Source organism: Cellulosimicrobium funkei (assembly GCF_001019615.1).
GTDB classification, from domain to species: Bacteria; Actinomycetota; Actinomycetes; order Actinomycetales; family Cellulomonadaceae; genus Cellulosimicrobium; species Cellulosimicrobium cellulans_E.
Window position 1 is genome coordinate 29,862 of record NZ_JNBQ01000010.1, and the last position, 11,860, is coordinate 41,721.

Annotated in this window: 9 protein-coding genes; 3 read left to right on the forward strand and 6 right to left on the reverse strand. The window is 72.8% G+C overall.

Annotated elements, in window-relative coordinates; all coding sequences use genetic code 11:
- Positions 1 to 63: 63 nt before the first annotated feature.
- Positions 64 to 2,172: an excinuclease ABC subunit UvrB gene (gene uvrB / locus FB00_RS10280; protein WP_047232830.1), complete on the reverse strand. Its 2,109-nt coding sequence runs from the start codon at positions 2,170 to 2,172 to the stop codon at positions 64 to 66.
- Positions 2,173 to 2,419: 247 nt separating this feature from the next.
- Between uvrB and FB00_RS10285 the strand changes: the two genes are divergently transcribed.
- Positions 2,420 to 3,784: a choice-of-anchor A family protein gene (locus FB00_RS10285; protein WP_047232831.1), complete on the forward strand. Its 1,365-nt coding sequence runs from the start codon at positions 2,420 to 2,422 to the stop codon at positions 3,782 to 3,784.
- A gap of 67 nt (positions 3,785 to 3,851) precedes the next feature.
- Here FB00_RS10285 and FB00_RS10290 read toward each other — a convergent pair whose 3' ends face one another.
- The 3 genes from FB00_RS10290 to FB00_RS10300 all read right to left on the reverse strand — a co-directional run bounded on the left by FB00_RS10290 (position 3,852) and on the right by FB00_RS10300 (position 5,724).
- Positions 3,852 to 4,469, reverse strand: coding sequence for a hypothetical protein (locus FB00_RS10290; RefSeq protein WP_047232832.1), 618 nt, complete (start codon positions 4,467 to 4,469; stop codon positions 3,852 to 3,854).
- Complete coding sequence (coaE, locus tag FB00_RS10295; protein WP_047232872.1) at positions 4,466 to 5,107, reverse strand: dephospho-CoA kinase; 642 nt, start codon at positions 5,105 to 5,107, stop codon at positions 4,466 to 4,468. The genes FB00_RS10290 and coaE overlap by 4 nt, the downstream gene beginning before the upstream one ends.
- Positions 5,108 to 5,181: 74 nt before the next feature.
- On the reverse strand, positions 5,182 to 5,724 hold the full coding sequence (locus FB00_RS10300; protein WP_231581799.1) for a MarR family winged helix-turn-helix transcriptional regulator: 543 nt from the start codon (positions 5,722 to 5,724) through the stop codon (positions 5,182 to 5,184).
- Positions 5,725 to 5,895: 171 nt separating this feature from the next.
- On the opposite strand from FB00_RS10300, the gene FB00_RS10305 reads away from it, so the two are divergent.
- On the forward strand, positions 5,896 to 7,848 hold the full coding sequence (locus FB00_RS10305; protein ID WP_047232833.1) for an ABC transporter ATP-binding protein: 1,953 nt from the start codon (positions 5,896 to 5,898) through the stop codon (positions 7,846 to 7,848).
- 198 nt (positions 7,849 to 8,046) lie between these two features.
- On the opposite strand, the gene rpsA is transcribed toward FB00_RS10305, so the two are convergent.
- Together rpsA and FB00_RS10315 are read right to left on the reverse strand one after the other, a co-directional pair.
- Positions 8,047 to 9,531 (reverse strand): 30S ribosomal protein S1, encoded by a 1,485-nt coding sequence (gene rpsA, locus FB00_RS10310; protein ID WP_047232834.1) that lies wholly within the window; start codon positions 9,529 to 9,531, stop codon positions 8,047 to 8,049.
- 203 nt (positions 9,532 to 9,734) lie between these two features.
- On the reverse strand, positions 9,735 to 10,760 hold the full coding sequence (locus FB00_RS10315; protein ID WP_047232835.1) for a 6-phosphofructokinase: 1,026 nt from the start codon (positions 10,758 to 10,760) through the stop codon (positions 9,735 to 9,737).
- 227 nt (positions 10,761 to 10,987) lie between these two features.
- Between FB00_RS10315 and FB00_RS10320 the strand changes: the two genes are divergently transcribed.
- Positions 10,988 to 11,851, forward strand: a complete 864-nt coding sequence (locus FB00_RS10320) for a class I SAM-dependent methyltransferase (RefSeq protein WP_082141204.1) — start codon at positions 10,988 to 10,990, stop codon at positions 11,849 to 11,851.
- The last annotated feature ends 9 nt before the right edge of the window (positions 11,852 to 11,860 follow it).

The window sequence follows — 11,860 nt, forward strand, 5'->3', positions numbered from 1 at the left end:
CGCCACCGTGGACTGTTCCTCGGGCGCTCGTGGGCCACCCGTCCGGAGCGCGGCCGGCACCGCTCAGGCGGTCGCGGCCTGCATCTGCCGCAGCTCCTTCTTGAGTCCCGAGATCTCGTCGCGCAGCCGAGCGGCGAGCTCGAACTGCAGCTCGCCCGCGGCCGCGTGCATCTGGTCGCTGAGCTCCTGGATGAGTTGGGCCAGGTCGCTCGCCGCGGCGCCCGCGAGCCGGTTGCCCGACGACGCGCCCTCCTTGGGTCCGCCCGGCACGGGTGCTTTGCCCTTCGCGCCCTTGCCCGGCTGCCGGTACCCGCCCGCGAGGAGCTCGGCCGTGTCGACGTCCTCGCGCGCGAGCATGTCCGTCACGTCGGAGATGCGCTTGCGCAGCGGGGTCGGGTCGACCCCGTGCTCCGTGTTGTACGCGATCTGCCGCTCGCGACGGCGCTCGGTCTCCTCGATCGCCGCGGCCATCGCCGGCGTGATCTTGTCCGCGTACATGTGCACCTGGCCCGAGACGTTGCGGGCCGCACGACCGATCGTCTGGATGAGCGACTTGGGCGACCGCAGGAAGCCCTCCTTGTCCGCGTCGAGGATCGCGACGAGCGACACCTCGGGCAGGTCGAGGCCCTCGCGCAGGAGGTTGATCCCGACGAGGACGTCGTACTCGCCGAGGCGGAGCTCGCGCAGCAGCTCGACGCGCCGCAGCGTGTCGACCTCCGAGTGCAGGTACCGGACCCGCACGTCCTTCTCGAGCAGGTAGTCGGTGAGGTCCTCCGCCATCTTCTTGGTGAGCGTCGTGACGAGCACGCGCTCGTTCCGCTCGACGCGCTCGCGGATCTCGTGCAGCAGGTCGTCGATCTGCCCCGTGGTGGGCTTGACGAGCACCTCCGGGTCGACGAGGCCGGTCGGGCGGATGATCTGCTCGACGACGCCGTCCGCCATCGAGAGCTCGTAGTCGCCGGGGGTCGCCGACAGGTACACGGTCTGGCCGATCCGCTCGACGAACTCCTCCCAGCGCAGGGGGCGGTTGTCCATCGCGCTCGGCAGGCGGAACCCGTGGTCGACGAGGCTGCGCTTGCGCGACATGTCGCCCTCGAACATCGCGCCGATCTGCGGCACGGTCACGTGCGACTCGTCGATGACGAGGAGGAAGTCCTCCGGGAAGTAGTCGAGCAGCGTGTTCGGCGCCGATCCCGCCTCGCGGCCGTCGATGTGCCGCGAGTAGTTCTCGATCCCGGACGCGGTGCCGATCTGGCGCATCATCTCGATGTCGTACGTGGTGCGCATGCGCAGCCGCTGGGCCTCGAGGAGCTTGTTCTGCCGCTCGAGCTCGTCGAGCCGCTCGGCGAGCTCGGCCTCGATCGAGGAGATCGCGCGCTCCATGCGCTCAGGCCCCGCGACGTAGTGCGTCGCGGGGAACACGTGGATGCTCGGCTCGGACCGGATCACGTCACCCGTGAGCGGGTGCAGGGTCTGGATGCTCTCGATCTCGTCGCCGAAGAACTCGATGCGGACCGCGAGCTCCTCGTACACCGGGATGATCTCGACCGTGTCCCCGCGCACGCGGAACGTGCCGCGCGTGAACGCCATGTCGTTGCGCGTGTACTGCATGGTCACGAACTGCCGCAGCAGGTCGTCGCGCTCGACCTGCATGCCGACGTCGAGCCGGACCATGCGGTCGACGTACTCCTGGGGCGTGCCGAGGCCGTAGATGCACGACACGGACGCGACCACGACGACGTCGCGCCGGGTGAGCAGCGAGCTGGTCGCGGAGTGCCGCAGCCGCTCGACCTCGTCGTTGATCGACGAGTCCTTCTCGATGTAGGTGTCCGTCTGCGCGATGTACGCCTCGGGCTGGTAGTAGTCGTAGTAGGAGACGAAGTACTCGACCGCGTTGTTGGGCAGCAGCTCCCGGAACTCCGTCGCGAGCTGCGCGGCGAGGGTCTTGTTGGGCGCCATGACCAGCGTCGGGCGCTGGAGCTCCTCGATGAGCCATGCCGTCGTGGCCGACTTGCCCGTCCCGGTCGCGCCGAGGAGCACGACGTCCTTCTCCCCCGCGCGGATGCGCTGCGAGAGGTCCGCGATCGCCGTCGGCTGGTCGCCGGACGGCTGGTACTCGGAGATGACCTCGAACGGGGCGGTCGCACGCTGGAGATCGGTCACAGGACGCATGACTCCACGGTACGTCGAGCCACCCACACGGACCCTTTCCCGCGCGGTCGACGCACCACCACGAAGCCGCCCCCGGAAATCACCCGGACGTAATTTGGAAGGTGTCATTCGGAACCCCTAGGGTCGCCTCGACCCTGCCGCGCTCCCCGACGCCCGTGGAGCAGCCTGACAGCACGGACCACGGGCGACGGAGTCCGCCCGCAGTAAGTCAGCGCCGCTAGCGAACCCTCGACCTGGAGCCGACACCATGCGCCTTCACCCCGCGCGCCCCCGCGGAATCCCCCTGCTCGCGCTCACCGCGCTCGCCCTGACGACCGTCGGCCTCGCCGCGCCCGCGACCGCCGCCCCGTTGGCTGCCGCGCCGACGCTCACCGCCGACGACGTCTGCACCGCGGACCCGTCCACGCGACCGGTCGGCGTGTACGAGCTCACCGCCGTGGAGGACGCGGGAGTCGGCATCTGGGCGGGGGGCGGGCTCACCGTCACGACGGCGACCGAGCTCGAGGGCCGTGTCGTCGTGGGCGGGGACGCCGACCTCTCCGGGGCCGGGAGCCTCAACGTCGGGACCGCGGGGGGCGGCGGCTCGGCCATCACCCCGGCCGGCGGGACCGACATGCTCGTCGTCGGCGGCGACCTCGCGACCGCGACGAACACCCAGGTGGGCTTCCACGCGTCGAGCGGCGGCAACGTCGTCGTCGGCGGCGAGATCACCGGCGCGACCCCGAGCACCGAGAGCCGCAACGTCCCGGGCCGCCCGGGCACCGTCACGCAGGGCGTCGGCCGCGACGCCGCGCTGCGCCCCTACACCGCGCTCCCCGGGCTCGTCACGGGCATGGCGGCCGACGCCGCCGACGGTGCCGTCGCCGCCACGCCCCGCGACGGGATCCTGACGCTCGAGGCGGGCGCGCGGTACACGCTCACGGCCTCCCAGGCCTCCACCCTGACGACGCTGTACGTCACCGGGAGCGGTCCGGTGCTCCTCACCGTCACCGGCACCACCGTCGACGTGCCGCGGCTCCAGCACGTCGAGTACGGGGGCGTGCGCGTCTACCAGGCCGCCCAGCACCTGTCGGCGCACTTCCTGTGGAGCTTCCCGGACGCGACGCAGGTGACGCTCGGCACGAACGACCAGTTCCCCGGGACGATCGTCGTCCCCCGCACGGACGCGACCCTCACCGTCGCGACCTCGACCAACGGGCGCATCCTGTCGAACGGCGCCGTCTCCTACACCGGCGGCGCCGGGATCGAGCACCACAACTACCCGTTCGCCGGCCCGTGCGAGACGACGCCGCTGGTCGAGGAGCCCAAGCCGGAGCCGTCGCCGGAGGGCCCCAACCCGGGCGAGGGCGTGACCACGCCGCCGACGTCCGAGGAGACCCCGGTCGCCGAGGAACCGGGAGAGCCCTCGCCGGAGTCGACACCGGCCGCCGAGAACTCGGCGACGCCGAGCCCTGAGGCGCCCTCCACGTCCGCCGAGCCGGGCGACGACACGCCGGAGAGCGGCCTCGCGACGACGGGCGCCTCGGTCGTCGTGCTGGCCGTGGTGGCCGCGCTGCTGCTCGCCGGGGGCGCGACGATCCTCGTCGTCGCACGTCGGCGCGCGACGAGCTGACGCTCCCAGCACGCACCGAGGGCCCGGCAGGGCGACCTGCCGGGCCCTCGGCGTCCCTGCGCCGCGCTCAGCTCTCCGTGCCGCCCGCGAGGACCGGCTCGGGGGTACCGAGGAGCGCGTGCCGCACGACGGCGGCCACGGCGGATACCTGATCGTCGATCGGGACGACGTCGGACCCGGGGACGTGGACGAAACCGGCACGCCGCCCCGGCCCGAGACCCCAGTGGTGCATGAGGGCGTAGAAGACGTCGTTGCACACGTAGGTTCCCGCGGTGCTCGACACCGCCACCGGCACACCCGCCGCGCGGATCTCCGCGAGCGACGCCTTGAGCGGGAGCGTCGACCAGTACCCGACCGGACCTCCCTCCGCGACGGGGACGTCCACCGGACGGTCGCCGGCGTTGTCGGGGATGCGCGCGTCGCGCACGTTCACCGCGACCCGTTCGAGGCGCACGCCCGGCGCACCGCCCGCCAGGCCGAGCGCCACGACGACGTCGGGCTCGTGCTCACGGATCGCCGCGTCGAGCATCGGCCACGCCCCGGCGAAGGTCACGGGGAGCCGGACGGCGACCACCCGGTCGCCCACGAGCTCCTCCCCGCGCTCGGCGAGTCGCGCGGCCGTCTCCCACGACGGGTTCGCGAGGGCACCGTCGAACGGCTCGAACCCGCTGACGACGACGGTCACGCCTCGTGCTCCTCGATCTCGGCCTGGACCTCGGCGTCGACCTCGGCGCGGACCCGCACCCAGAGCTCGTCGACCTGCTCGCGCAGCGCCTCCGGCGAGCCGGAGCCGTCGAGGGTCACGTCCGCCGCGGCGAGCCGCGCCGCGTCGTCCGCCTGGGCCGCGAGGCGCGCGCGGGCCTCGTCCTCGCTCAGTCCTCGCCCCTCGACGAGCCGCCCGACCCGCACGTCCACGGGCGTGTGCACGACCACGACGCAGTGGAAGCGCGCGCGGTCGCCCGTCTCGACGAGGAGCGGGATGTCGTGCACGACGACGGCTCGCGGGTCGGCCGCTCCTGCCGCCGCCTCGTGCTCGGCGGCGAGCCGGCGCACCTCCGGGTGGACGATCGCGTTGAGGCGTTCGCGGGCGGCGTCGTCGCCGAACACGACGCGACCGAGCGCAGCGCGGTCGAGTGCGCCGTCGGCGTCGAGGACGCCCGGCCCGAACGCCTCGACGACCTCGTCGAGGCCGACCGTCCCGGGCGCGACCGCGTCGCGGGAGAGCGCGTCGTAGTCCACGACGACGGCGCCGAGCTCGGCGAAGCGTGCGAGCGCGACGGACTTCCCCGCCGCGATTCCTCCGGTCAGGCCGATGCGAAACATGCGCCCCATCCTGCCAGCCGGTAGGCGACCTCGCGCCGGGACGATCGACCTGGGAGGGACGGAGCGCTCAGCGCTCAGCCGTGCGCACCCCGCGGCTCGACCGCGCCGGCCGCCGGTCGGTCGCCGCCGCGCGCATCGTCCTGCCGCTCGCCCGCGACGGCACGCAGGAGCCGCAGGAGCTCGGCACGCTCGGCGGCGTCGAGGCGCGCGAGGAGCGTGCCGGCGCTCGACGAACGCTCCGCTCCCACCTGCGCGACGACCTCCCGCCCCCGCGGGGTGAGCTCGACGAGCGTCGCTCTCCGGTCGTGCGGGTCGGGGGTGCGCCGGACGAGACCCGCCTGCTCGGCGTCGTCGACCTTGGACGTCACCGAGCGAGGGGCGACGTCCAGCGCGGACGCGACCGCACCGAGCCGGCAGGGCTCGTCGCATCGGGCGAGGAACCGCAGCATCCGGTACTGCCCGGGGGTGGTCCCCGCCGGCTGGGCACGCTCGCTGGCCTCGCGTCGTACGCTCCGGAGCGCCGCGTGCAGGAGCGCGAGGAACTCCCCTGCCTCGTCCGTCGAGGCCGGGTCGCCCACCGCGCCCGGTGCGGGGCGCGCGCTCGCATCGCTCGTCACGAGGCCGAGCGTACCCGGCAGGACGGGGTCTTGTTGAGAAAGCTCATTGTGAGTTAGACTCACTATCGTTGTCGCGCGAGCGGTCCATGCGACCGAGTCCCCCAGCCGGCCGCGCCGGCCGGCGCCACGCCGCCGCGGACGACCGCGCCCCTCCCCTATCCAGGAGGCCCCATGTCTTTCACCTCACCTCTCCCCGGCTCGGGCGGCGGGCGCGGCATGCGCTCGTTCCGCCAGGACTCCTCCGTCGCGTCCCGGCGGCTGCATCGCGGCACGATCCGACGCGTCCTCACGTTCGCCCGGCCCTACCGCCGCCAGCTCGCCGCCTTCCTCGTGCTCATCTCGATCGATGCCGCCGCGGGCGCGGCCACGCCGCTGCTGTTCCAGCGCATCATCGACGACGGCATCACCGCCGGCGACGTCGGCGTCGTCGTCACGCTCTCGCTCGTCGCCGCCGGGCTCGCGATCCTCTCCGGCGCCCTCGGCGTCGCCCAGCGCTGGTTCTCCTCGCGCATCGGCGAGGGCCTCATCGTCGACCTGCGCACCGCCGTCTTCGACCACGTGCAGCGCATGCCGCTCGCCTTCTTCAGCCGGACCCGCACCGGCGCGCTCGTCCAGCGGCTCAACGGCGACGTCCTCGGCGCGCAGCAGGCCTTCACGTCGACGCTCTCCAACGTCTTCTCGAACCTCCTCACCGTCGTGTTCGTCCTCGCCGCGATGCTCTCCATGTCCTGGCAGCTCACGCTCCTCGCCCTGACCCTGCTGCCCGCGTTCGTGCTCCCGGCCCGCTGGGTCGGCAAGCGCCTCGCCGCGATCACGCGCGAGAGCTACGAGCTCAACGCCGAGGCTGCGCAGACCATGAACGAGCGGTTCAACGTCGCAGGCGCCCACCTTGTCAAGGTCTTCGGCGACCCCGCGCGCGAGTCGTCGCGGTTCGCCGCCCAGGCCGGCCGCGTGCGCGACATCGGCGTGAAGCAGGCCATGTACGGCACCGTCTTCCGCGTCGGCCTCACCGTCGTCGCCTCCGTCGCCGTGGCGATCGTCTACGGGCTCGGCGGTGTCATGGCGATCTCGGGCTCGCTCACGGTCGGCACGGTCGTCGCGCTCACCGCCTACCTCGGGCGCCTCTACGGCCCGCTGACGGCCATGTCCAACGTCCAGGTCGACGTCATGACCGCCCTCGTGAGCTTCGAGCGTGTGCTCGAGGTGCTCGACCTCGAGCCGACCGTCACGGACGCGCCCGGCGCCGACGACCTCGCCGACGACCTCGAGAAGGGCGGCGCGAGCCTCGAGCTCGACAGCGTGACGTTCCGCTACCCGGGCGCCGCCGAGGTCTCCCTCGCCTCGCTCGAGTCGGTCGCCGTCGAGGGGGCCGACCCCACGACCGACACGCTGCGCGACGTCTCGTTCTCCGTCCCCGCGGGGGCGATGGTCGCCCTCGTCGGCTCGTCCGGCGCGGGCAAGACGACCGTGTCGCAGCTCGTGACGCGCATGTACGACCCGACCTCCGGGCACGTGCGGATCGCGGGGCGCGACCTGCGCGAGGTCACGCAGGAGAGCCTGCACGACGCCGTCGGCGTGGTCACGCAGGAGGCCCACCTCTTCCACGACTCCATCGCGGAGAACCTCCGGTACGCCAGGCCTGACGCGACCGACGCCGAGCTCGAGGCCGCGCTGCGGCGCGCGCACGTGTGGGACGTCGTCGCGGCGCTGCCGTCGGGGATGGAGACCGTGGTCGGCGACCGCGGCTACCGGATGTCCGGCGGGGAGCGCCAGCGCCTGGCCATCGCGCGCGTGTTCCTCAAGGCGCCGCGGCTCGTCGTCCTCGACGAGGCGACGGCGCACCTCGACTCCGGCTCGGAGGCCGCGGTCCAGGCCGCGCTCGCCGAGGCGCTGCGCGGGCGCACGTCGCTCGTCATCGCGCACCGTCTCTCGACCGTGCGCGAGGCGGACCTCATCGTCGTCCTCGACGCGGGGCGCGTGGTCGAGACCGGCACGCACACCGAGCTGCTCGCCCGCAGCGGCCGGTACGCCGCGCTCTACCGGACGCAGTTCGCGGACTCGCCCGCGCCGTCGGACCCCGACCCGGCCGGCGCGTCCGCTGAGCCGGCGACCGCCACGGCCTGACGCCCTGATCGCCGACCAGGCGATCCCGCACCGCCTAGCAGGCGGTCTCGGCTCGTCCGCGGCCACCGACGGACCGGGACGACCTGTTCGGCACCGGACGCGGCCGTCGGGAACGGCGAAGGCCCGCCACCCCTGGGGGTGGCGGGCCTTCGTGCGACCTGCGACGTCTCCGCCGGAGCGGCGGAGGGCGTCAGGAGATCAGTTGCCGGTGAGCTTCTCGCGCAGCGCGGCGAGCGCCTCGTCCGACGCGAGCGTGCCCGTCGCCTCGGCGGCCGGGGCCGACGAGTAGGACGTGCTGCTCGAGGACGACGACGAGCTCGACGAGCCCGAGTCGCCCGACGCGGCGTCGAAGTCGGCCTTGACGGCCTCGGCGACCTGCTTGCGGTGGGCCTCCCAGCGCTCGTGCGCCTTGGCGTACTCCGCCTCCCAGGCCTCGCGCTGCGTCTCGAAGCCCTCGAGCCACTCGTTGGTCTCCGGGTCGAAGCCCTCGGGGTACTTGTAGTTCCCCTGCTCGTCGTACTCGGCGGCCATGCCGTAGAGCGCGGGGTCGAAGTCGTCCGACTCCGGGTCCACGCCCTCGTTGGCCTGCTTGAGCGAGAGCGAGATGCGGCGACGCTCGAGGTCGATGTCGATGACCTTGACGAAGACCTCGTCACCGACGTTGACGACCTGCTCCGGCAGCTCGACGTGGCGCACGGCCAGCTCCGAGATGTGCACGAGGCCCTCGATGCCGTCCTCGACGCGCACGAACGCACCGAACGGGACGAGCTTGGTGACCTTGCCCGGCACGACCTGACCGATCGCGTGGGTCCGGGCGAACGTCTGCCACGGGTCCTCCTGCGTCGCCTTCAGCGACAGCGAGACGCGCTCGCGGTCGAAGTCGACGTCCAGGACCTCGACCGTGACCTCCTGGCCGACCTCGACGACCTCGGAGGGGTGGTCGATGTGCTTCCAGGAGAGCTCGGAGACGTGCACGAGGCCGTCGACGCCGCCGAGGTCCACGAACGCACCGAAGTTGACGATCGAGGAGACGACACCGGGGCGCACCTGGCCCTTCTGCAGCGTCTGCAGGAAGGTGGAGCGGACCTCGGACTGCGTCTGCTCGAGCCAGGCACGGCGCGAGAGGACGACGTTGTTGCGGTTCTTGTCGAGCTCGATGATCTTCGCCTCGATCTCCTTGCCGACGTACGGCTGGAGGTCGCGGACGCGACGCATCTCCACGAGGGAGGCCGGGAGGAAGCCACGGAGGCCGATGTCGAGGATGAGACCACCCTTGACGACCTCGATGACGGTGCCGGTGACGACGCCGTCCTCCTCCTTGATCTTCTCGATCGTGCCCCAGGCGCGCTCGTACTGCGCACGCTTCTTGGACAGGATCAGACGGCCTTCCTTGTCCTCCTTCTGGAGGACGAGGGCCTCGACCGCGTCGCCGACGTTGACGACCTCACCGGGGTCCACGTCGTGCTTGATGGACAGCTCGCGGGAGGGGATGACGCCCTCGGTCTTGTAGCCGATGTCGAGGAGGACCTCGTCGCGGTCCACCTTGACGATCGTGCCTTCGACGATGTCGCCGTCGTTGAAGTACTTGATGGTCGCGTCAACGGCGGCGAGGAAGTCCTCCTCGGTGCCGATGTCGTTGACGGCAACCTGGGGTGCGGACTTCGCGGGGGTAGAGATGGTCATTGAGTTCGATGCTCCGATGCGGACAGGTGTAGTCGAGCGGGTAGGGTTCTCGGCGCGCCGCTGCCGCTGACCCGTGGACGTCATGGTTGGCGTCGTGATCCGGGACGAAGGCAGGCGCAACGCACCGCCGTCCACCTTATCCGGGTGTCACCCCGGTGGTCAACGCGGCGCCGGAGGCCGCGCAGGCTTCACCCGTTCCCGCGTCAGGCGAGCACGCGCGCGACGCGCAGCAGCTCCTCGGGCACGCGCTTGGGACGCCCGGCCACCTCCGCCAGCGACACGAGCTTCACGCGCTCCCCGCGCAGCGCCGTCATCACGCCCGACGTCCCCGCGCTCACGGCGTCGACGGCGGCGACGCCGAACCGGCTGCCGAGGATGCGGTCGGTGGGCGTGGGCTCGCCACCGCGCTGCACGTGCCCGAGCACCGTGAGCCGCGTGTCGAACCCCGTACGCTCCGCGATCTCCGCGCTCACGCGCTCTCCGATGGACCCCGCGACGATCTCGCCGAAGCGGCCGAGCTGCTGCGTGAACTCCATCGACGAGCCCTCGCGCGGGACGGCGCCCTCCGCGACGACGACGATCGAGAAGTTCGCGTGCGCCCGGTGCCGGTGCCGCAGGAACTTCACGAGCTGGTCGATGTCGAAGGGCTCCTCGGGGGCGAGGACGACCTCGGCACCACCCGCGATGCCGGAGTTCACCGCGATCCACCCGGCGTGGCGGCCCATGACCTCGACGACCATGACGCGGTTGTGGCTCTCGGCCGTGGTGTGCACGCGGTCGAGGGCCTCGGTCGCGATGTTGACCGCGGTGTGGAAGCCGATGGACAGGTCCGTGCCCTCGACGTCGTTGTCGATCGTCTTGGGGATCGCGACGATCTTCACGCCCGCCTCGGCGACGCGGCTCGCGGCGTGCAGCGTGCCGTCGCCGCCGATGCAGATGAGCGCGTCGAGGTGCTCCGCCTCGACCGTCGCGAGCACGGCGTCCATGCTGCCGTCCTCCTCGCGCGGGTGGAACCGCGCCGTGCCGAGCAGCGTGCCGCCCACGGGGAGGACGTTCCGGATGTCCTGGCGGCCGAGGGGGTGCACGTCGCCGTCGACGACCCCGCGCCAGCCGTTGCGGAAGCCGATGATGGTGTGCCCGTACTCCCCCGTCCCCTGCTTGACCACGGCCCGGATCGCCGCGTTCAGGCCGGGGCAGTCGCCTCCGCCGGTGAGAAGTCCGATGCGCACCTGTTCCTCCGTCTCGTCGTCGCGTCGCGCGTCCTCGCGCGCGTGCCCGGCGTCGACGGAGGTGCCGACCTCCGCGGCACCGCGTCGCCCTCAACCCTAGTCAACCCGGCGCCGTGGGTCACGGTCCGTCCCGGTCCTCGGGCACGCCGACGACCAAGGTCCCGAGCACCCGGGCCGTGCGGCGCGCGACGGCGCCGGGGAACGGCGCAGCCCGGGAGAATGGCCGCATGAGCGCGACCCCGCCCCCCGTGCCGCCCCAGGTCCCCGCCCCGCACGATGTCGCCCCGCCCGGGCCGACGGCCGACGCCGGCTACCGCGACGTGCCCGCCGCCGAGGGTGGGAACGCCGGGCGGGGGTGGTGGGACGCGAACGCCGTCGAGTACCTCGACGAGCACGGGGCGTTCCTCGGCGCCGCCGACTTCTGCTGGTGCCCCGAGGGGCTGCGGGAGCGCGACGCCCGGCTGCTCGGCGACGTGGCGGGACTCCGCGTGCTCGAGGTCGGCGCGGGCGCGGCCCAGTGCTCGCGCTGGCTCGCGACGCAGGGGGCGCACGTGGTCGCGACGGACGTCTCCCGGGGGATGCTCGCCGCGGGGACGGCGCTCGACCGGGCCACGGGGGTCCGGGTCCCGGCGGTCCAGGCGGACGCGCGCCGCCTGCCGTTCGCGGACGACGTCTTCGACGTCGCGTTCACGTCGTTCGGCGCGATCCCGTTCGTCCCCGACGCCGACGCGATCCACCGCGAGGTCGCGCGCGTGCTGCGGCCCGGCGGCACGTGGACGTTCTCCGTCACGCACCCCACCCGCTGGGCCTTTCCCGACGACCCGAGCGAGCACGGGCTGACCGCGAACCGCTCCTACTTCGACCGCCGGCCCTACGTCGAGACCGACGACGCCGGCCGCGTCGTCTACGCGGAGTACCACCGCACCCTGGGCGACCACGTGCGCGAGGTGGTCGCCGCCGGGCTGGAGCTGCTCGACGTCGTCGAGCCCGAGTGGCCGGCCGACAACACCGAGGTGTGGGGCGGCTGGGGACCGGTGCGCGGCGCGTATCTGCCCGGGACCGCGATCCTCCGCACGCGCCTCCCGGGCTGACGCGTCCGG

Coding starts and splice junctions, on each gene's coding strand:
- uvrB (WP_047232830.1), bottom strand. CDS start 2,172: ATGCGTCCTGTGACCGATCTCCAGCGTGCGACCGCCCCGTTCGAGGTC.
- FB00_RS10285 (WP_047232831.1), top strand. CDS start 2,420: ATGCGCCTTCACCCCGCGCGCCCCCGCGGAATCCCCCTGCTCGCGCTC.
- coaE (WP_047232872.1), bottom strand. CDS start 5,107: ATGTTTCGCATCGGCCTGACCGGAGGAATCGCGGCGGGGAAGTCCGTC.
- FB00_RS10305 (WP_047232833.1), top strand. CDS start 5,896: ATGTCTTTCACCTCACCTCTCCCCGGCTCGGGCGGCGGGCGCGGCATG.
- rpsA (WP_047232834.1), bottom strand. CDS start 9,531: ATGACCATCTCTACCCCCGCGAAGTCCGCACCCCAGGTTGCCGTCAAC.
- FB00_RS10320 (WP_082141204.1), top strand. CDS start 10,988: ATGAGCGCGACCCCGCCCCCCGTGCCGCCCCAGGTCCCCGCCCCGCAC.